Genomic DNA, 20,883 nt, shown 5'->3' on the forward strand with positions numbered 1-20,883 from the left:
ATCAGCATTTGAATCCCGAAACCCTATTTTATATCATAATTGCCATTATTGTTATCGACTTTATAATCGATAAAATTCTGGATACTTTAAACGCGAAACATTTTGATGATCCCGTTCCCCCGGAACTCAGCGATGTCTATGATAAAGAAGAATACGAAAAGTCACAACGCTACAAAAAGGAACGTTACCACTTTGGAATTATCACCTCAACTTTTTCGGTATTACTCACATTAGGTTTTATCATTTTTGACGGATTCGCCTGGGTGGATGGAATTGCAAGAAGTTTCACCGATAATCCAATTCTGGTAGCCCTTATTTTCTTTGGAATAATAATGATTGGCAGTGATGTTCTTACCACGCCTTTCTCCTGGTACAGCACCTTTGTTATCGAGGAGAAATACGGTTTCAATAAAACCACGAAAAAAACTTTTTTCCTTGATAAAATAAAGGGATGGTTCATGATGGGCATTCTCGGGGGTGGAATTTTAGCGCTGATCGTTTGGTTCTATCAGTTTGCCGGAAACGATTTCTGGTGGTATGCCTGGATACTTGTTGCAGTTTTTTCCATAATTCTCAATATGTTTTATGCAAAACTCATCGTGCCTTTATTCAATAAGCAAAGCCCGCTGGAAGAAGGTTCCCTGCGAACAAAGATCGAAACCTATACAAAAAGTGTTGGTTTCACCTTAGATAATATTTTTATCATAGACGGTTCTAAAAGAAGTACAAAAGCCAATGCTTATTTTTCCGGGTTTGGAAAGGAAAAACGCATTACCCTTTTTGACACCTTGGTAAAAGATTTGGAGGAAGAGGAAATTGTAGCCGTCTTGGCGCACGAGGTTGGGCATTATAAAAAGAACCATATTATCGTGAACCTGGTTGCTTCAATTTTAACCACAGGCTTTACGCTTTGGCTTTTATCGTTATTCGTTGGCAGCCCTGCCCTATCGCAAGCGCTGGGTGTAGAAGAACCAAGTTTTCATATTGGTTTAATTGCCTTCGGGATTTTATACAGTCCTATTTCGGAAATTACAGGATTATTAATGAATTACTTATCCCGAAAGTATGAATACCAAGCAGATAATTATGCGAAAAACACTTATGGCGGGGAACCATTAATTTCGAGTTTAAAAAAACTTACCAAAAACAGCTTAAGCAATCTTACTCCGCATAAAGCTTATGTTTTTATGCATTATTCGCATCCCACACTTTTACAAAGATTCAGAAACTTAAAGCGCGGTTTGTAGTTGTTTCTTTACCATCTTAATTGTACTTTTAAATTATGACAGAAGCAGCTATAGAAAAAGAAAACAAGCAAATTGCGAGGCAATATAAAGAACTGCTGCGCATAAGTTACCGCAGTTTAAGTGATGATGATAAAAAACAAATTAGAAAAGCTTTTGATACTGCTGTAGATGCGCATAAAGAGCAACGCAGAAAATCTGGCGAAGCTTATATTTTTCACCCCATTGCGGTGGCAAAAATTGTAGCTTCAGAAATTGGATTGGATGCTACTTCTATTATTGCCGCACTTTTACACGATGTAGTAGAAGACACGAAGTACACGTTGAAAGATATTGAAGAAATGTTTGGAGAAACCGTCGCGACGATTGTTGATGGACTCACAAAAATTTCAAGTTTAAAGAAAGATAAGGATGTTTCACTGCAAGCCGAAAATTTCCGAAAAATGCTGCTTACCCTCAATGACGATATCCGGGTAATTATTATCAAAATAGCCGACAGATTGCACAACATGCAAACTATGGATGCTATGCGGCGTGATAAACAGGAAAAAATTGCTTCAGAAACCCTTTACATTTATGCCCCGCTGGCTCACAGAATTGGGCTCTATAATATTAAAACCGAACTCGAAGATCTTGGTCTGAAATATACAGATCCAGAGGTTTATACCGAAATTCATACAAAAATAAAGGAGAGTAAGGAAGAACAGGATGCCTATATTAGAGAATTCTCTAAAGTAATTGAAGATTCCCTGACTCAGGAGAATTTTAATTATGATATTAAAGGCAGACCTAAGTCAATTTACTCTATTCATCGTAAAATGAAAGCTCAGAATGTGAGCTTTGACGAGGTTTACGATAAATTTGCAATTAGAATAATTTATAAAAGTGACCAGGCAAACGAAAAATTCCTAGCCTGGAAGATTTATTCCATAGTAACCGATCATTTCAGGCCAAACCCAACCCGACTTCGCGACTGGATTTCTTCACCTAAATCTACCGGTTACGAAGCGCTGCATATCACCGTTATGGGACCCAAAGGTCGCTGGGTAGAAGTTCAGATTAGAAGTCAGCGTATGAATGAGATTGCAGAAAAAGGTTACGCAGCTCATTATAAATACAAGCAAGGCGATACCCAGGATGACCACGGAATAGAAGAATGGTTAAACCGGCTTCAGGAAGCTTTAGAAAATCCTGATGTGAATGCTGTAGATTTTGTAGAGCAGTTTAAACTCAATCTCTACTCAAAAGAAATATTTGTTTTTACCCCGCAGGGAGATTTAAAATCTTTACCAAAAGGCTCTACTCCTTTAGATTTTGCTTTTAGTATTCATACCGAAATAGGTTTAAAAACAAGGGGTGCACGGGTTAATAATAAACTAGTGCCTTTAAGTCACGAATTAAAAAGCGGTGACCAGGTAGAAATAATTACTTCAGAAAACGCGCAACCTAACGTAAACTGGTTAGATTATGCAACAACTGCAAGGGCTCGCGCTAAGATAAAAACTTCTTTGAAAGACGAAAAACGGGAAATCGCCGAAGAAGGAAAAGCAATTCTTACCCGAAAATTAAGGGCTCAAAAAATTCCGTTTAACGAGAAAATAATTAACGAGCTGGTGGTTCATTTTAACCTTAAAACCAGCCTGGATTTATTTTATCGCGTTGGAATTGGAAAAATTGATAACCAGAAACTTAAAGAATTTGCTGCATCCAGAAGCAACGCCCTGGTAAGTTATATTAAGCGAAAGATCAAAAAACCCGTTATTGCCGAAGATCTTAATAAAGATGAAATAACTTCAAAATACGACCAGCTTGTTTTTGGCCGGGATGAAGATGAAACTTTAGAGTATAAATTAGCCAATTGCTGCAACCCAATTCCGGGAGACCAGGTTTTTGGTTTTGTAACGGTAAATGATGGTATTAAAGTTCATAAGAAAAACTGTCCGAATGCGCTTCAGCTTCAGAGTAACTACGCCTACAGGATTATTCCTGCAAAATGGATAGATTCTTCGCAACAGGACTTTAAAGCAGTGGTAAAATTAACCGGAATTGACAATTTAGGCCTGGTAAGTGAGATCACCAGGGAAATTTCCAGTAACCTGAATGTGAATATGCAAAAGATTAATTTTGAAAGTATAGACGGTGTTTTTAGCGGGCAAATTACGCTAAGGGTTAAGAACAATGCGATACTTACAAAAATCATGAACCGACTCAAAAAAATTAACGGCATCGACAAGGTTAGCCGTGAATAATCCTATACCTTTGTAAGGTACAAAGAACTATGAGCAAAAAAGTTGTAAATAAGAACGATCAGGCAGTAGTTAAAAACGTTTTTACCAATTATTTGGAAGAAAAAGGGCATAGAAAAACCCCCGAACGTTTTGCGATACTTCAGGAAATCTACAATAACGACGATCATTTTGATATAGAATCACTCTACATTAAAATGAAAAACAAGAAATACAGGGTAAGTCGTGCCACCCTCTATAACACCATAGAATTATTACTGGAATGCGGACTTGTTAGAAAGCACCAGTTTGGCCAGAACCAGTCTCAATATGAGAAATCGTATTTTGACAGGCAGCACGACCATGTTATTCTTACCGATACCGGTGAAGTAATAGAATTCTGCGATCCGCGTATTCAATCTATTAAAAAAACTATCGAAGAAGTGTTTGATATAGAAATTACCAAACATTCTTTATATTTTTACGGCAACAAAAAAACAACCAACTAACTTAAGATTTCAATGGCGGTAGATTTACTACTCGGTCTCCAATGGGGTGACGAAGGCAAAGGAAAAATTGTTGATGTACTCACCTCTAAATACGATATTATTGCGAGATTTCAGGGCGGGCCAAATGCAGGTCACACTCTGGAATTCGACGGTCAAAAACACGTATTGCATACCATTCCTTCAGGAATTTTTCACGATGAAACCATTAACCTTGTAGGAAATGGCGTGGTGATAGATCCTGTAATCTTTAAAAAGGAACTGGACAACCTTAGCAAACATAATATAGATTACATATCTAAACTCCTTATTTCACGGAAAGCACATTTAATTTTGCCCACCCACAGGCTTTTAGATGCTGCCTCTGAAGCTTCCAAGGGAAAAGCCAAAATTGGTTCTACTTTAAAAGGTATTGGCCCAACTTATATGGACAAAACCGGAAGAAACGGAATTCGTGTAGGAGATTTAGAGCTTTCTAACTGGAAGGATAAATACCGAACGCTGGCCGATAAGCATGAGAAAATGATCAAATTCTACGATGTAGATGTTCAGTATGATCTTGCCGAATTAGAGAAAGAATTCTTTAATGCCATTCAGACTTTAAAATCACTAACTTTTATAGATAGTGAATCTTATTTACACGAAGCGCAGAAACAAGGGAAAACCATTCTGGCAGAAGGGGCTCAGGGATCATTACTCGATATAGATTTCGGGACTTATCCTTTTGTAACCTCTTCTACTACAACGGCTGCAGGAGCCTGTACAGGTCTCGGTGTGGCTCCAAATAAAATTGGCGAAGCTTACGGAATTTTTAAAGCATATACCACCCGCGTTGGAAGCGGCCCCTTCCCTACCGAGCTTTTTGATGAAGACGGTGAAACTATGGGACGGGTTGGTAACGAATTTGGTGCTACCACCGGTCGCGCCCGCAGATGTGGATGGTTAGATTTGGTAGCTTTAAAATATGCGGTTCAGGTTAACGGAATTACCCAGTTAATTATGATGAAAGGTGATGTACTTAGCGGATTTAAAACCCTAAAAGTATGTACCGCTTATAATTATAAAGGAAAAGAAATTCATCATTTACCTTACAATATTGAAGCAGAAAATGTAACTCCTGTTTATACCGAAATTAAAGGTTGGGCAGCAGATCTTACAGGAATGACAAAAGCTGATGAACTTCCGAAGGAATTTAATGAGTACGTTGAGTTTCTTGAAAAAGAACTGGAAATCCCAATCAAAGTGGTTTCAGTCGGACCGGACAGGACTCAAACAATAGAACGCTAATAAAAGCAATTATAAAATCGAAAAGCCGTTTCAGTTGAAACGGCTTTTTTTAGCACAAAATTCATTATAACAAAAAATTAGGATTGAGGCAAATATTCTTATGAAACAATAAACAGCCCCGCGATTTGTTGAGCCAATTCACCACTTATAGGCTCGTCGTAAGATTGTGATACCGCTTCGGCACTAAATCCTGTAGCATCTACCAGGTTTACTCCACCCTGTACTGCATTCTCTTCTCCATCATAGACAGCCTGCGTTGCTTCCGGCATTCCCGGCCCGCGATTGTTTAAAGTAATCCAGCCAAGTGCATTTTCATTAGTATTATCACCCAGGACATCGGCTCTTAACCTTCTGATTTCTGAGGCATGCCTTGCTTCTACGGAATGTATTTGCAATGCTGGGGTTAAAAATTCGGTTCCCATTAGATTTGTCGCCTGCCCCTTATAGGCTCTTACTCCCGTATCCTCAAATGCCTGGGCTAAGGCCAATAATTGAGCATACGCCATATCGTTATTGGGATTGAAGGGATCAAAAGCCCCACCAGCCGTAAAATCGAATTCTGGTGAATCTACTGAATTATCACCCAAACCGGCCTGTAAAAACGCAACGTGGGCAGATTCGTGTTTGGATATTTGGTTATATACCGCTTCAGCTCTTCCTCCGCTTGGCAATACACCAGAATCTAATGCTTTTATATAGAATTCAGCTTCAAGATATTCTAAGGTAAGGGCTAATTGTAATGCGCTTATTGCATCATTCCCACTACTTTGAGCAAATGCTTTTCCGGATGTTGAAGCAAGACCAAAGGGAACAGCTACCATAGCCGCTTTCTTCCCTAAGCTTCCTAAGTTTCCTAACATTTCTCTTCTGGAAGAAGCCTTTTTAGTAAGATCTTCTGAAGTAAATTCATCTAAAAATTTTATAATATTCATAATATTGTTTTAAGTTGATTAATAATTATTGAGGTAAGTTATTAGCACTAAACTCTGTAACCACAAAGCCTGTAGCTCCCACTTCACTAAGAATGGTTTGCGGGTCTTTTGCCTGATCCAAACCATTACTATCAATAATATCATCACCTGCAAAAGCTGTATCGTTTTCCAGATAGATAGACCTTATAGCAGCAGCATGTCTTGCTTCTACCGAAACTATTTTTCCTGCAATTACCAAAAAGTCCGGTGTTTGCAGTAACCTGCCCGCACCATTATATGCAGCCACACCGGTATCTTCCAGGACACGAGCTGTAGCCAGTACAGAATCTCTGTCGGCAAAATTTACACTGCTAAAATCAAATTCAAGTTCTGGTAAAACCTGGCTGGTTTCAGCATTTGCACTAATTGCAGCTTTAAAAAATTCCCGGTGAATTACCTCGTGGTCATAGAGATCTTCCAGAATCAATTTCTCTTCAGCATTCGCTCCGGCCCAATAAGAACCATCTAATACGTTGGTATAGAATGCAGCTTCCAGTTGCTCTAGGGCATAAGCATAATTTAAAATACCTACATCACCACTACCCAGGTCAAAAACTTCACCTGGCATAGGTTCTGGATTATTAACGTCATCATCACTGCTACATCCATAAAGAAACAATCCTGAACCTGCCATTGCAAGACCTCCGATTTTTAGAAATTTTCTTCGGGATTTACTGTTTTTTAAAGGCTGCATAGAAATTGCATCTACCTTAACACGTGGTTTTTCCATAATTTAAGTTTTAAGTTATTTATAATATTTACGCAGTCGCCACGGCCAAGGTTTTATGTAGATAGTTAAAGTTTTCAAAATAAAATAATTAAAATCTTAATTACATATCACTGGGTTGAGTCTCCCTGCCGATATCTTTTGCTCAAGGGAGAAGCGTATATATGGTCCGCTGGCTTTTAAAAACCCTATTCAGTTAAATTTTAATTACTTTTGAAAAAATTATCAGCTTGAAAAAATTCATTCTTTTTATAGTGTTTGCCTTCCTTGCATTTCCTGCTTTAACCCAGGCGCAGGAAGCAAAAGAAATTGACTATAGTGCCGACAGAAATATTCAGGATGAAAAGTATCCCGGGGCCTTTGTTTTAAGCAAAGTTGAAAACCAGGTGTATTTTAAGCACGAAGGTATTGAAGTTTGGTGCGATCTCGCCATCCATTATAAAGATGAAAATTTCTTCAGGGCTTTCGGAAATGTGAGAATGCAACAGGGCGATACCGTAAAGTTAAATAGTAATTATGCCGAATATAACGGGAACTCCCAGTTTGCCTTCGCCAGTGGCGAAGTAGTAATGAAACGGCCACAAACCACCCTGGAATCTGATAGCCTCTTCTTTGACAGGTTAAAACAGCAGGCTTATTACAGAAGCGGCGGTAAAGTGATTGACACCGGCGGGGTTATTACCAGTAATATTGGCCGTTATTTTATGGAAGATGATAAATATTCTTTTGTCTCCGATGTGGTACTTACCAATCCTGAATATGTCATCAATTCAGAACAACTTGATTTTTACGGCGAAACCGGCCACGCCTATCTGTATGGTCCTTCAACCATAGAAAGTGAAACCAGCACGGTCTACTGCGAACGTGGATTCTACGATACTCGGGGTGATACTGGTTACTTTGTAAGAAATTCAAGAATAGATTACGAAAACAGAACGGTTAAAGGTGATAGCATGTATTTTAACCGGAATACAAATTTCGCTTCGGCCACCAATAATATTGAAGTGATAGATACCATTAACGAAAGTGTCGTCACGGGGCATTATGCTGAAGTTTTCCGCGATAAAGATTCGGTTTTTATTACAAAAAGGGCGGTTGCAGCAAGTGTTCAGGATAGTGATTCCTTATTTATTCACGGCGATACCATTATGATCACCGGCAAACCCGAGAAGCGTATTATCCGTGGGTTTTATGACGTGCGGCTTTACAAAAGCGATATGAGCGGGAAGAGTGATTCGGTGCATATAAACCAGGAAACCGGCCTCACCAAAATGATTAATTTAACCAGCGGCCCGGTTACTTCGGTCACCAAACGGCGAAGTCCTGTGCTTTGGAGCGGTCTTAGCCAAATGACGGGAGACACCATTCATCTACAAAGCAACACCAAAACCGAACAGCTCGATTCTATGCGGGTTTTTAATAATGCATTTTTAATTCAAAAAGATACCATTGAGGGATACAACCAGGTAAAAGGAATGGACCTGGTAGGCTTGTTTGAAAACAACGAATTAAGGCAGGTAGATATCAATAAAAACACAGAAACTCTATATTACAGCCGTAACAGCGACCAGGAACTTATAGGGATTAATAAAACCCTTTCCAGTTCTATTACTATAATGTTTGAAAACCAGGAAATAGAATACATAGATTATTTCACCAATGTAGAGGGAAATTTAACTCCAGAAGAAGATTTTCCCGAAAACGTGCGGGAATTGATTGGTTTTAACTGGCGTGGCGATGAAAGATTACTAACCAAGGAAGACTTATTTAAAGGCAAACCGGCTCCGGAATTGGTTAAAATAGAAGGAATTCCGTTGCCGGAGGAAGATGAAGAGTTTTTTGATGAACGCGAAGCAGGAGACGATATGCTGCTGAACGAAAAATCAAGACTGAAACCCGAAGACCTTCAAAACAGGGCAAAAGATAGTATTCCGCAGCTAAAAGAAGCACAGCAATTGATTAATGCTGAAGAAGAAGAAGAAAATGCAGCGGAAACTGAAGCCGAAGAATTACAGAATAGAGTGAGAGATAGCATCCCAAAATTGAAAAAATCGCAATCACTACAAAACGCAAAAAAGAAACAGGAAGAAGCTGAAGAAGATAAACCCGATGAATAAAGATTTCCTGAAATATCAGGCGCAAACCACTCCCCACCCATTAGGTTTGGAAGTGGAATCGGCCAAAGGTTCTTATATTTTTACTACGGACGGAAAAAAACACCTTGATTTTGTTGCCGGAGTTTCCGCCTGCAGTTTAGGACATTGTCATCCAAAAGTGGTAAACGCAATAAAAGAGCAGGCTGAAAAATTCCTGCACGTTATGGTTTACGGCGAATACGCCCAGCAACCTGCCGTTGAATTAACCAAATTGCTTGCTGAGCATTTCCTGAAACCGCTGGAAAAAACGTATCTCACCAATTCGGGAACCGAGGCTATTGAAGGTGCTTTAAAACTTGCTCGGCGTTATACTGGCCGAGCTGAAATTATTGCAGCCCATCAGGCTTACCACGGAAATACAATGGGTTCCTTAAGCTTAATGGATTACGAAGAACGCCAGAAACCTTTCAGGCCACTGTTGGGGGGAATTTCATTTATTCAGTTTAACCAGGAAAAAGACCTTCAGAAGATTACCAAAAAAACCGCAGCGGTAATCCTGGAGAGTATTCAGGGGGGAGCCGGGTTTATACTGCCGAAGAATAATTATTTAAAAAAAGTAAAACAACGCTGTGAGGAAGTCGGTGCGTTATTGATTTTAGATGAAATCCAGCCTGGATTCGGCAGAACAGGAAAACTCTTTGGATTTCAGAATTTTGATATGGTTCCAGATATTGTGGCTTTGGGTAAAGGAATGGGCGGCGGGATGCCAATTGGCGCTTTTGCGGCTTCAGCTAAAGTGATGGATACGCTTTCTGACAATCCGAAAATGGGACATATTACTACCTTTGGGGGAAATCCTGTAATTGCTGCTTCAGCTTTAGCTACATTAAAAGAAATCGTTTCATCAGACTTAATGGCAGCAAGCCTGGAAAAGGAAAAACTCTTTAGAAAATTACTAGTACATCCGTTAATTTCAGAAGTAAGAGGAATAGGCTTAATGCTTGCTATTATTATACCTTCAGAAGAAATTGCAAATCAATTAATCTTAAAAAGTAAAGAAAAAAACCTTATTCTTTTCTGGCTTTTATTCGAGAAAAAAGCGGTGAGAATTACCCCGCCACTAACCATTTCTGAAGAAGAAATAAAAGAAGGCTGTGGCATCATTATTGACGTATTGGAGGATATAATGAAACAACAGGAGACTGTTAATTAATTTGTTAACAACAATATTGATATTTGAGCTTTTTAACGCTATTCATTTTTAATTTTAGGAAATACCTTAAAGCAGTGCTGCAAGGCATGAAGTCAAAAAGATCAATAATTCCAGTTAAAACCTGGAATGTATTAAATCTCACTTAGTGAGTAAAGTAGAAATCCCGTAATTACCTACGTATGCAATTAAGCCATAACGACGAAGACAATTTCTCACTTTCCCGATTTGAATCTATGCTTAAAACTAACGATGTTTTATTCTTTGATTCAGCGGAATTTGAAGATATTATTAACTACTATTTAGAGAACGGGAAATTTGCATTGGCTAAAAAAGCCGTGAAATTAGGCCTGGCGCAACACCCAACTTCTACAAACCTAAAACTTTTTAAAATTGAGATTTTGGTTTTTGAAGATAAACTGGATGTTGCTGAAGCAATGCTTACCGATTTACAACAATTAGAATCTTCTAATGAAGAAATTTATATACAAAAAGCGCAAATTCTTTCTAAAAGAGACCGGCACGCTCACGCGATCCAGGTTTTAGAAATGGCGCTTGATATTACCCTGGATCCTGCTGAAGTTTATTCCCTAATCGGGATGGAATATTTATTCCTTGAAGATTTTGAGAATGCAAAATTCAGCTTTATGAAATGTCTGGAAGCCGATGAAGAGGATTATTCAGCGCTTTACAATATTATGTATTGTTTTGATTTTCTGGATCAAAAAACCGAAGCTATTCAATACCTGAATATGTATCTGGATAAAAATCCATATTGCGAAGTAGCCTGGCATCAGGTAGGAAAACAATATTTTGACTTAAAGGATTATGACAAAGCACTTTCTGCTTTCGATTTTGCCATAATTAGTGACGATTACTTTATAGGGGCTTATCTGGAAAAAGGAAAGGTATTGGAAAAATTAGGTCGTTTTCACGAAGCCATAGAAAACTATCGTTTAACCCTTGAGTTAGACGATCCTACTTCTTTCGCATACTTAAGAATTGGGAAATGTTTTGAGAAATTAGGTTTAAACGAGCTTGCACTAAAACATTATAAAGATTGTGTGCATGAAGATCCACTTTTGGATAAAGGCTGGATTGCTATTACCGATTTCTATATTAAAAAGAAGAATTACCAGAAAGCGCTTTATTACATTAATAAAGCGATAAATATAGACGAGGAAAACGTTTTATACTGGAAACGTTACGCCAAAATTAATAACCGTCTTAAGTTTTTTGAAGAAGCTGAACGCGGCTATAAAAAAAGTCTAGATCTTGGTAATTATGAATTGGAAACCTGGGTTAGACGTTGCGATATTTTAATAGATCTTGGCGAATTTGAAACCGCCATTCAAAATCTTAATCAGGCGCTGGAATTTTATCCTGATACTGCCGAGATTGAATTTAGACTGGCAGGACTTTATTTTAGCCATAATGAAGGAGAAAAAGCTTATTTTCACCTTAATAAAGGACTAAAGTTAGACGCCGAGTATTATATTGTTATAGAAGAATTATTTCCACAAATCTTTAACCGAAAAAGCGTAAAGCAAATTATAAATTCCTTTATAAACCTCTCTTAGTTATTTTGCTAACTTTGAGCCGGAATTTTAATTTGTACACATGCGAAAAAGCTTTAAAGACTATTTTCCCGTAACCTTAAAAGGTATGGCGATGGGCGCGGCAGATGTTGTTCCCGGTGTCTCGGGAGGTACCATTGCTTTTATTACCGGAATTTACGAAGAACTAATCTCTACCATTAGCGGGGTGAATTTTTCACTGATTAAAACCTGGAAAGAGAAGGGTTTTAAAGCGATGTGGCACCAACTTAACGGACCATTTATTGTTGCTCTTTTTATAGGGATTCTTATCAGTGTTTTCTCATTGATGAGGATTGCAAATTATTTATTGGAAAATCACCCGGTTTTAATCTGGTCTTTTTTCTTCGGCCTTGTACTTGCCAGCATTTGGTATGTTGGCAAACAAATCCCTAAATGGAATTTTAAGATCGTCCTGGCCCTACTCATTGGTGCTGGAGTAGCTTTTTATATTGTTTCCCTGCCCCCAATGGCGGCAAACGACAGTAACTTATTTATCTTTTTTTCGGGTGCCATTGCAATTTGTGCAATGATACTTCCCGGCATTTCCGGCGCATTTATCTTAGTGCTTTTAGGAGCCTATAAAAGAATTACTGAAGCCGCGCACGATTTCGACTTCCAAACCCTTGGAATTTTCGCCGTAGGAGCGGTTATTGGTTTACTTAGTTTTTCTAAAATCCTTAAATGGCTTTTTGTACATTACAGCAGTATCACCCTGGCGGTGCTAACCGGTTTTATTGCCGGCTCCCTGAATAAAATTTGGCCCTGGAAACACGTTTTACAAACCGAAATGTACGGCGATAAAGAAGTTGTGCTAAGAGAAGCCTCGGTTTTACCCTGGAATTTTGATGGTGATCCGCAAACTTTATTTGCCGTTATTTTGATGCTTGCAGGATTTTCCTTAATTCTAGGTTTGGAAATTTTCGCCGCAAAAAGTTCAACCAAAGCCAATGCAACAAACTAGAACCTTTACAGATAAAGTGCTTCTGGTGCTTAAAGGTTTAGCTATGGGAGCAGCTAACAAAGTTCCCGGTGTATCTGGTGGTGTGGTAGCTTTTGTAGCAGGTTTCTACGAAGAATTCATATATTCCCTTCAAAAAATAAATTACAAGGCTTTCATCCTGCTCATTAACGGGCGTTTCAGAAGCTTATATTATTACACTAACGGAAAATTCCTCAGCTTACTTATTCTAGGGATGCTTATTAGTTATTTCAGTGTTTCCAAGGTGCTGGACTACTTAATTCTCCACTACGAACTATACGTGTGGGCCGCTTTTTTTGGGATGATTGTAGGCTCCATTTACTATATAAGTAAAGATTTTGAAGAATGGAGCAAACGTTCCCTGGTTTTCGTTCTGCTCGGAATCATCGTAGGTGTTGCCATTAGTTTCCTTGAACCGGCAAAGGAAAATGATAACCTCTGGTTTGTATTTTTCTGCGGAATTATAGGCGTTTCAGGAATGACGCTTCCGGGGCTTTCAGGATCTTTTATCCTAATTTTATTGGGAAATTATGTACTTCTTTTAGTAGATTCTGTAAACGCGCTTTATGATACTATTGCCGATTTATTGCTCTGGGATCTAAGCTTTCTTGCCGATCCTGAACGCCTAAGATTACTGGAAGTCCTACTGGTATTTGGTGCAGGTTCACTGGCCGGATTGGTAACACTTTCCCATCTTCTCGGTTTCGTGTTAAAAAATTATAAAACAGATACTTTTGCTGCGATTATCGGGTTTATTACCGGCTCCCTTGGCGTGGTTTGGCCCTGGAAAGAAAAGATCTTTAAAGTTGGTGCAGACGGTGAAATGATTTTAGATAGTCAGGGGAATGCCATAATAGATTATTACGATCGGTATTTTCCTGCCTTCTTCTCTGCCGAAACCTGGCTCGCAATTTTCTTTATCTTTGTAGGAATACTTATTGTACTTGGACTCGCCTGGTACGAAAAGAAAAACCAAAAAACCGCAAAGCCATGAAAAATTTTGGGCTAATAGGAAAAAATATCAGCTACTCTTTTTCCCGAACTTATTTTACTGAAAAATTTAAGAAAGAAAATATTGAGGCAGAATATCAAAATTTTGATCTGGATAATTTAAAAGAATTCAGGGATGTTATAAAAGAAACGCCCAACCTCCAGGGTTTAAACGTTACCATTCCCTATAAACAGGAGATTATTTCATTCTTAGACGATTTAGCTCCTGAAGCTAAGGAAATTGGCGCCGTGAACACAATTAATGTAAATGGCAATAAATTAATTGGCTATAACACCGATTATATTGGCTTTTCTGAATCTTTAAAACCTTTCCTGAAAGAACATCATAAAAAAGCCCTTATCCTGGGGACGGGCGGAGCCTCTAAAGCGGTGGCTTACGCCTTGAAAAATTTCAGTATTGACTATAAATTTGTTTCCAGATCTTCAGGAGAAGGCAAATTGGGTTACGATGATCTTTCAGAAAAAATAATGAAGGAATATAGCCTTATAATAAATACAACTCCCGTAGGTACCTACCCCGATGTAGATGCACATCCGGAAATTCCTTTTAAGTTTATAACTTCACAACACCTGGTTTACGACCTTATCTACAATCCGCGCACCACTAAATTAATGGCTCGCGCCCTGGCAAAAGGAGCCACGGTAACCGATGGTTTAAAAATGTTGGAATTACAAGCCGAAAGTGCCTGGAAGATATGGACAAAATGACCAATACTTTTTCCTTTTAAATGCTACAAAAAAAGCGAATTGTTTGCCCAATTTTAGTGGAGTTACTATCTTTCAGCCTAATTAATTTACACGAACCTTTACATTGAAAGATATGGCTCAGCAAGAAAATGATAAAAACAAAGAGGAGTTTTCTAACGAATCAACCAATAATTCTGAACAAACTCAGGATAAGAAAAAGTTGACCGACGAAAACAAGGAAACTAATGCAGAGGAAAATTCATTTTCTCAAAAGTCTGAAACCGAAAAAACTTCAGAAGAGAAAGATGCTGTAATTGAACCGGCAGAAACTGCCTCTGAAATAAAATCTGAAGACGACAACCTGGAAGATGCAATGATAGCTGAAGCCGGCGATACAAAAAATACTTCAGAAGAAAATAAAGCGAGTAAGGAGCAAGACGACGATGATGATCCTCTCCTTGAAGAAAGTCGGAAGCAAACAAAACCCGAGCAGCAAAAAGTTCAAGCTGAAACCGGTGCTGAAGCTGAAGAAAATTCAGATAAATCCAGCTCTGAAAAATCAGAAGGAACCGATTCCGAAGAAGACTCTGATGAGGATGAGGAAACTTCAGAAGAAGAAGAAGGTAGAACTTCAAAACATCACCAGGAGCATATAGACGATTCGGTTGCTGAAGATAGCGAAGATGAGACTAAGGCCGAGCGGCATGATATTCCGAAGAAAGATTATCACGCTATGAGCAAGGAACAGCTGGTAGATGAATTTGAATCGCTGCTTAAAAAGGAAAAAGTACAGGCAATTAAAGACCACGTAATTGAAATTCGTGCGGAATTTAATGCCAAATTCAACGAAGAAGAAGAGGAGAAAAAAGAAGAATTTCTTGCCGAGGGCGGGAATATTATAGACTTCCACTACTCTACTCCGCTCAAAAAACGTTTTAATTCGCTTTACTTTGATTACCGCGAAAAACGCAATAATTACTACAAACAACTAAAACAAGACCTTAATAAAAACCTGGCCAAGCGCCTGGAAATTATTGAAGAATTAAAAGGTCTCATTGATGTTGAAGAAAATATAAATACCACGTACAAGCACTTTAAAGAGCTTCAGGATCGCTGGCGTGTTGCGGGCCCAATTCCACGAGAAAAGTATAACGATGTATGGAATACTTATCATCATCACGTAGAGAATTTCTATGATTTTCTTCACTTGAATCGTGAATTCCGGGATCTGGATTTTAAACATAACCTGGACCAGAAGTTAAAAGTAATTGACCGTGCCGAAGAACTTGTGCAGGAAGACGATGTAAACCGCGCTTTCAGGGAGTTGCAAATGCTTCACAAAATGTGGAAAGAAGAACTTGGGCCGGTTGCTAAGGAGTTCAGGGAAGACATCTGGGAGCGTTTTAGCAGCGCCACCAAACAAATTCACGATAAGCGCCAGGAATTCTTCAATACAATGGATGAGCGGTATGAAGAGAACTGGAAGGTCAAGCAGGTGATTATTGAGAAGATTAGGGAAATCGCAGACGAAGAGTATAAAAGCCACAATAAATGGCAACAAAAAATTAAGGAAATTGAAGCGCTTCGGGAAGAATTTTTTAACGCGGGGAAAGTTCCGCGCAGTAAAAATGAAGAAACCTGGACCGATTTTAAACAAAACGTTCGCCGATTTAACCGAAATAAAAACGCTTTCTATAAAAACCTTAAAAAGCAGCAATACGATAACCTTGAAAAGAAAAAAGAGCTTATTAAAATTGCCGAAGACAATAAAGATAGCGACGATTTTAAAACGGTAACGCCATTAATGAAGAAAATCCAGGCCGACTGGAAGAAAATTGGCCACGTACCAAGAAAAGACAGCGATAAAGTTTGGAAGCAATTTAAAGCTGCATGTAATCATTATTTTGAACGGATGCATGAAACCCGTGACGATGAAAATAAAGAGGAATTCGAAGCTTTTGATAAGAAAAAAGAATTGCTGGAGCAAGTAAAATCTCTAGAATTAAGCGGCGATAAAAAGGAAGATCTGCCTAAGATTAAGCAATTTATTGAAGATTGGAAAAACCTTGGAAAGGTACCTTATAATAAGCGTTTTATTGAAGGTAAATTCAACAAAGCTTTAGATCAGCTTTTCAATAAATTAGATGTAGATCACACCAAAGCAGAAATGCTGAAATACGAAAACAAGGTACAGGCTTTAAATGATGCCGATGATGATAAACAACTTCGTAACGAGCATTATTTCCTAACCAAGAAAGTTGAAGAAACAAAAGCTGAAATTCGTCAGCTTGAAAATAATTTACAGTTTTTCTCTAATGTAGATGAAGACAATCCACTGGTACAGGATGTACACAAAAATATAGCTGATCAGAAGGAACAACTGGAAGTTTGGAAAGAAAAACTTCGCAAAATCAAGTCGCTTTACTAACAGAAGCGATTATGAAATGTATTCTTTGCGGAGGTTCTACTAAAGAGTTTTGGAAAAGTAAGAAGAGGGAATTTGTTGAATGCACCAATTGCGGTGGCATTCAACTTTTACCCGAATTCTATATTTCCAAAAAAGCCGAGGAAGACCGATATCTCACCCATAATAACGACGTAGAAGATGCCAGGTACCAGGATTTTGTGAGCCCGATAACTTCACGAATTTTAAAGGAATTTACTCCAAAGCATAAAGGCCTTGATTATGGCTGTGGCACTGGCCCGGTTGTTACTACCGAATTAGAAAAAGAAGGATATTTTGTTACTCTTTACGATCCCTTTTTTCACCCTAATACCGAAGTCTTAAAGGCTACATACGATTTTATAATTTGCTGTGAAGTGATGGAGCATTTTTACGAGCCAAAGCGAGAATTCAGCGAATTAGCACGAAGATTAAATTTGGAAGGGAAATTGTATTGCAAAACTTCAATTTATTCTGAAGAAATAGATTTTGATAACTGGTATTATAAAAATGATCCTACCCACGTATTTTTTTACACGGCAAATTGCCTGGAATGGATAAAAAGTAACCTGGGGTTTTCAGCATTGGAAATTCATCCTACTGTAATTGTTTTTTATAAGTAGTAATTACAACAGCTTAGCCTCATTCCAAAAAACATCCATTTCAGCTAAAGTCATATCTTTTAAAGCTTTATTTTGTCCTTTTGCTTTACCTTCTAAATACTGAAACCGGGTGATAAACTTCTTATTAGTACGTTCCAGAGCGTTTTCCGGATTAATATCAAGGAAACGGGCATAATTGATCATAGAGAACATTACATCCCCAAATTCAGCTTCTATTTTATCTTTATTATCTGTATTTATTTCGTGCTGTAATTCTCCCAATTCTTCCTGGAGTTTCTCAAAAACCTGCTCCGGTTTTTCCCAGTCAAAACCCACCCCCGCTACTTTCTCCTGAATCCTGCTGGCCTTTACCACTGCCGGTAAAGAGCGCGGCACTCCTTCTAAAACACTGGTTTTGCCTTCTTTCAATTTTAGATTTTCCCAGTTCTTCTTCACTTCTTCTTCATCTGCAACTTCAACATCTCCGTAAATATGTGGGTGCCGAGCGATCAACTTATCACAAATTCCATTGGCAACATCGGCGATATCAAAATCTTCGGTTTCACTTCCAATTTTTGCATAAAATACAAGGTGAAGTAAAACATCGCCCAGCTCCTTTCGCACTTCTTCTAGGTCTTTATCCAAAATCGCATCACCAAGTTCATAGGTTTCCTCAATGGTAAGATGCCGCAGCGATTCCATGGTTTGTTTTCTATCCCAGGGACATTGTTCCCTAAGCTCATCCATAATAGTTAACAATCTATCAAATGCCTTTAGCTGCTCTTCTCTGGAATTCATATTAGAAATTTTTAAACGTAAAAATAAGGATTGATTTGAGGCTTTTAGAAGCTTTATTAAAAAAAATATAGTTACTGGATTCCGGTTAGATACTGAAACAATCACAATTGTCTAAAGTAGGTTTCGTCACGCTGAACCTACCCGTCCGTTCAGGCGGGTTTATTTCAGGATTTAAAATGTTTGGACTTAACACATGTTAGATACCGAAATAAGTTCAGCATCACGTGGGTTATAAATAACTCCATAAAAAAAGCCTTCAGAAAACTGAAGGCTTGAATAAAGGGGTGGAAGACCGGGTTCGAACCGGCGACCTCCGGAACCACAATCCGGCGCTCTAACCAGCTGAGCTACAACCACCATTTTAATTGCGGTTGCAAATGTAGGTTATTTTAGCTATTTCCCAAAGAAAAATTTTCAATATTAGAATGAATTTTAGTGCTATTTACTGTAAATAAAGCTAAGAAGCTTCAAATTAAATAATTAGCAAAAACTAAAATTAATTTTAGATTAAATCGAAAATGGAATCTACCGCCGGGTAGCGCTCTACCGTAAAACCTTCGGCGTGTTCTGTGTTAATTAACCGGCCAAGATCTCTCGCCCTGTAATTAATACTATCCAAAAAGTTACTGCTGGAAATTGGGGTTTCAGGCTCATTGGAATCCTGATCGTAAAACTGGGTTTTATAAGCTAAAACCGATTCCATTTTTTTATCCATATACCCCGAAATATCCACGACCACATCGGGTTTTAAATTTTTCCACTGGATATAATGATAAACGTGTTTTGGGCGCCAGGCCTCCTGACTTTTCCTATCAACAATAGTTTCTATTTTGCGCAATCCGCTTAAAAAACAAGCATCACTTACCAACTTTGCCCCTTTTCCATGGTCGATATGCCTGTCGTCTACCGCATTGCATAAAACAATCTCGGGACGAAAACGTCGCAATATCTTTATAACCTCCAGTTTATGTGCGGTGTTAATTTCAAAAAAAGCATCGCTAAATTCCAGGTTTTCCCTAACCGAAACTCCCAAAATTTTTGCCGCTTCATTTGCTTCTTTATCACGGGTTTCAGCAGTTCCACGCGTGCCCATTTCGCCACGGGTAAGATCTAAAATCCCCACCTTTTTCCCTCTGTCTACTTCCTTTGCAATAGTACCCGAACAACTTAATTCCACATCGTCTGGATGTGAGCCTATAGCCAATATATCTAGTTTCATAATTAATTTTTAGTCATTTCCGTGAAGACGGAAATCTATTTTATCATTTCCGTCCCGAAAAAATCGGGATAAACTGCGACGGAAATCTAACTTTAAGTTAAAAAATATTCTATCCCCTAACCACTTTCAGCGCTTGTTCAAGATCTTCCATTAAATCTTCTTTTTCTTCAATTCCTACCGAAAATCGCATTAATCCGTCTCTAATTCCTTGGGCTTCCCGTTCTTCGGGAGTTAGCAACCCGTGTGAGGTTTTTGATGGTGATAAGATGGTAGATTCTACGCCGGCAAGGCTCATAGAAGATTTTATCAATTTTAATTTCTTCTGAAAGAGATCAAAATCGAGTCCGTCGCGTAATTCAAAAGACATCATTCCACCAAAACCTTTCATTTGAGATTTTGCCAGTTCGTGATCTGGGTGCGATTCCAATCCGGGATAATAAACCCTGGAAATATCTTCGTGTTTCTCTAGGAAACGGGCTAACTCCAACGCATTTTCATTTTGAGCTTTTACGCGTAATCCCATTGTTTTTAAACTACGTTCCAGCATCCACACGGTAAAATCGCTTAAACTTCCTCCAAAATTCTTAGCCAGCTGAAAAATCTTATCTAAATGCTCTTCAGAAGCAATAGCTGTTCCTGCAAGAATATCACTATGCCCGCCCATATATTTGGTAGCCGAATGTAAAACCACATCAATTCCAAAATCTATAGGATTCTGATTCACCGGTGAAGCAAAAGTATTATCTATCATACTCACCAGATTATGCTTTTTGGCCATTTCTGCAATCGCTTTAATGTCAGTTACGGTAAGCAATGGATTTGAAGGTGTTTCAATATAAATCACCTTCGTGTTTTCTTTAATTTCGGCTTCAAAAGATTCTGGTTTAGAGTCTTTTGTAAAGGTAAATTCAATTCCGAATTTTTCAAATTCTTCGGTAACTAAATTACTGGTTCCGCCGTAAAGTGTATTCTGAAAAACAACGTGATCCCCTTTTTGCGCGAAAGCCATAAGCGCAGTACTTACCGCGGCCATCCCACTTCCGAAGATCAAGGCGGCTTCCCCGTGTTCCAGGGCTGCCATTTTTTGCGCCAGGGCTACCTGGTTTGGGGTATTAAAATATCTTGGGTAACGCTTCACCTCCACACCTTCAAAGGCATAAGAGGTTGCCATATATAATGGCGAAATCGCGCCTTTAAATTGTTTGTCTTCCAGCTCACCGCTATGTGTGCAAATCGTATTTATTCCGGGATGTTTCTTTGTCATTTTTAAAGCTTTCAAA

17 protein-coding genes and 1 tRNA gene are annotated in these 20,883 nt (G+C 38.5%); 12 read left to right on the forward strand and 6 right to left on the reverse strand.

The features are described 5' to 3' along the window. The first annotated feature begins 8 nt into the window (after positions 1-8). Genes B5X53_RS14560 through B5X53_RS14575 form a run of 4 tightly spaced genes read left to right on the forward strand, consistent with a single transcriptional unit; the run spans position 9 to position 5,262 of the window. Complete coding sequence (locus tag B5X53_RS14560; protein ID WP_079713966.1) at positions 9-1,247, forward strand: M48 family metallopeptidase; 1,239 nt, start codon at positions 9-11, stop codon at positions 1,245-1,247. 35 nt (positions 1,248-1,282) lie between these two features. After that, a complete protein-coding gene (locus tag B5X53_RS14565; protein ID WP_079713967.1) occupies positions 1,283-3,493 on the forward strand; it encodes a RelA/SpoT family protein in 2,211 nt (736 codons plus the stop codon). Positions 3,494-3,522: 29 nt separating this feature from the next. Then, a complete protein-coding gene (locus B5X53_RS14570; protein WP_079713968.1) occupies positions 3,523-3,978 on the forward strand; it encodes a Fur family transcriptional regulator in 456 nt (151 codons plus the stop codon). Between the two features lie 12 nt (positions 3,979-3,990). Next, positions 3,991-5,262: an adenylosuccinate synthase gene (locus B5X53_RS14575; protein WP_079713969.1), complete on the forward strand. Its 1,272-nt coding sequence runs from the start codon at positions 3,991-3,993 to the stop codon at positions 5,260-5,262. Positions 5,263-5,360: 98 nt separating this feature from the next. Here B5X53_RS14575 and B5X53_RS14580 read toward each other — a convergent pair whose 3' ends face one another. Continuing rightward, positions 5,361-6,194 (reverse strand): ferritin-like domain-containing protein, encoded by an 834-nt coding sequence (locus B5X53_RS14580; protein WP_079713970.1) that lies wholly within the window; start codon positions 6,192-6,194, stop codon positions 5,361-5,363. 25 nt (positions 6,195-6,219) lie between these two features. Continuing rightward, a complete protein-coding gene (locus tag B5X53_RS14585; protein WP_079713971.1) occupies positions 6,220-6,963 on the reverse strand; it encodes a ferritin-like domain-containing protein in 744 nt (247 codons plus the stop codon). A 227-nt stretch (positions 6,964-7,190) separates the two neighbouring features. Between B5X53_RS14585 and B5X53_RS14590 the strand changes: the two genes are divergently transcribed. The 8 genes from B5X53_RS14590 (at position 7,191) to B5X53_RS14625 (ending at position 17,607) form a co-directional block, all read left to right on the forward strand. Then, the gene (locus tag B5X53_RS14590; RefSeq protein WP_079713972.1) at positions 7,191-9,077 is read left to right on the forward strand and encodes an OstA-like protein; all 1,887 of its coding nucleotides are present in this window, start codon (positions 7,191-7,193) and stop codon (positions 9,075-9,077) included. Further along, positions 9,070-10,269: an aspartate aminotransferase family protein gene (locus B5X53_RS14595; RefSeq protein WP_079713973.1), complete on the forward strand. Its 1,200-nt coding sequence runs from the start codon at positions 9,070-9,072 to the stop codon at positions 10,267-10,269. The genes B5X53_RS14590 and B5X53_RS14595 overlap by 8 nt, the downstream gene beginning before the upstream one ends. Positions 10,270-10,448: 179 nt before the next feature. After that, positions 10,449-11,846: a tetratricopeptide repeat protein gene (locus B5X53_RS14600; protein ID WP_079713974.1), complete on the forward strand. Its 1,398-nt coding sequence runs from the start codon at positions 10,449-10,451 to the stop codon at positions 11,844-11,846. Positions 11,847-11,886: 40 nt separating this feature from the next. Then, positions 11,887-12,825 (forward strand): polyprenyl-phosphate transporter, encoded by a 939-nt coding sequence (locus B5X53_RS14605; RefSeq protein WP_079713975.1) that lies wholly within the window; start codon positions 11,887-11,889, stop codon positions 12,823-12,825. After that, positions 12,812-13,837, forward strand: coding sequence for a DUF368 domain-containing protein (locus B5X53_RS14610; protein WP_079713976.1), 1,026 nt, complete (start codon positions 12,812-12,814; stop codon positions 13,835-13,837). Before B5X53_RS14605 ends, B5X53_RS14610 begins: the two co-directional genes overlap by 14 nt. Next, on the forward strand, positions 13,834-14,562 hold the full coding sequence (locus B5X53_RS14615) for a shikimate dehydrogenase family protein (RefSeq protein WP_079713977.1): 729 nt from the start codon (positions 13,834-13,836) through the stop codon (positions 14,560-14,562). Before B5X53_RS14610 ends, B5X53_RS14615 begins: the two co-directional genes overlap by 4 nt. A 112-nt stretch (positions 14,563-14,674) precedes the next feature. Beyond that, entirely contained in the window at positions 14,675-16,969 is a 2,295-nt protein-coding gene (locus tag B5X53_RS14620; protein ID WP_079713978.1) for a DUF349 domain-containing protein, read from the forward strand. Between the two features lie 11 nt (positions 16,970-16,980). Further along, a complete protein-coding gene (locus tag B5X53_RS14625; RefSeq protein ID WP_079713979.1) occupies positions 16,981-17,607 on the forward strand; it encodes a class I SAM-dependent methyltransferase in 627 nt (208 codons plus the stop codon). 3 nt (positions 17,608-17,610) lie between these two features. On the opposite strand, the gene mazG is transcribed toward B5X53_RS14625, so the two are convergent. The 4 genes from mazG to B5X53_RS14645 form a co-directional block, all read right to left on the reverse strand. Further along, complete coding sequence (gene mazG / locus B5X53_RS14630) at positions 17,611-18,384, reverse strand: nucleoside triphosphate pyrophosphohydrolase (RefSeq protein WP_079713980.1); 774 nt, start codon at positions 18,382-18,384, stop codon at positions 17,611-17,613. A gap of 282 nt (positions 18,385-18,666) precedes the next feature. Then, a tRNA-His gene (locus B5X53_RS14635) sits at positions 18,667-18,742 on the reverse strand. A gap of 144 nt (positions 18,743-18,886) precedes the next feature. Then, positions 18,887-19,603 carry a bacillithiol biosynthesis deacetylase BshB1 gene (bshB1, locus tag B5X53_RS14640; protein ID WP_079713981.1) on the reverse strand — a complete coding sequence of 239 codons (717 nt, stop codon included), beginning with the start codon at positions 19,601-19,603 and terminating at the stop codon, positions 18,887-18,889. Between the two features lie 109 nt (positions 19,604-19,712). Then, complete coding sequence (locus B5X53_RS14645) at positions 19,713-20,867, reverse strand: trans-sulfuration enzyme family protein (protein WP_079713982.1); 1,155 nt, start codon at positions 20,865-20,867, stop codon at positions 19,713-19,715. Positions 20,868-20,883: the final 16 nt, after the last annotated feature.

This window comes from Salegentibacter salinarum (assembly GCF_900168115.1).
GTDB classification, from domain to species: Bacteria; Bacteroidota; Bacteroidia; order Flavobacteriales; family Flavobacteriaceae; genus Salegentibacter; species Salegentibacter salinarum.

Coding starts and splice junctions, on each gene's coding strand:
- bshB1 (WP_079713981.1), bottom strand. CDS start 19,603: ATGAAACTAGATATATTGGCTATAGGCTCACATCCAGACGATGTGGAA.
- B5X53_RS14570 (WP_079713968.1), top strand. CDS start 3,523: ATGAGCAAAAAAGTTGTAAATAAGAACGATCAGGCAGTAGTTAAAAAC.
- B5X53_RS14615 (WP_079713977.1), top strand. CDS start 13,834: ATGAAAAATTTTGGGCTAATAGGAAAAAATATCAGCTACTCTTTTTCC.
- B5X53_RS14595 (WP_079713973.1), top strand. CDS start 9,070: ATGAATAAAGATTTCCTGAAATATCAGGCGCAAACCACTCCCCACCCA.
- B5X53_RS14585 (WP_079713971.1), bottom strand. CDS start 6,963: ATGGAAAAACCACGTGTTAAGGTAGATGCAATTTCTATGCAGCCTTTA.
- B5X53_RS14565 (WP_079713967.1), top strand. CDS start 1,283: ATGACAGAAGCAGCTATAGAAAAAGAAAACAAGCAAATTGCGAGGCAA.
- B5X53_RS14575 (WP_079713969.1), top strand. CDS start 3,991: ATGGCGGTAGATTTACTACTCGGTCTCCAATGGGGTGACGAAGGCAAA.
- B5X53_RS14610 (WP_079713976.1), top strand. CDS start 12,812: ATGCAACAAACTAGAACCTTTACAGATAAAGTGCTTCTGGTGCTTAAA.
- B5X53_RS14620 (WP_079713978.1), top strand. CDS start 14,675: ATGGCTCAGCAAGAAAATGATAAAAACAAAGAGGAGTTTTCTAACGAA.
- B5X53_RS14600 (WP_079713974.1), top strand. CDS start 10,449: ATGCAATTAAGCCATAACGACGAAGACAATTTCTCACTTTCCCGATTT.
- B5X53_RS14580 (WP_079713970.1), bottom strand. CDS start 6,194: ATGAATATTATAAAATTTTTAGATGAATTTACTTCAGAAGATCTTACT.
- B5X53_RS14625 (WP_079713979.1), top strand. CDS start 16,981: ATGAAATGTATTCTTTGCGGAGGTTCTACTAAAGAGTTTTGGAAAAGT.
- B5X53_RS14645 (WP_079713982.1), bottom strand. CDS start 20,867: ATGACAAAGAAACATCCCGGAATAAATACGATTTGCACACATAGCGGT.
- B5X53_RS14605 (WP_079713975.1), top strand. CDS start 11,887: ATGCGAAAAAGCTTTAAAGACTATTTTCCCGTAACCTTAAAAGGTATG.
- mazG (WP_079713980.1), bottom strand. CDS start 18,384: ATGAATTCCAGAGAAGAGCAGCTAAAGGCATTTGATAGATTGTTAACT.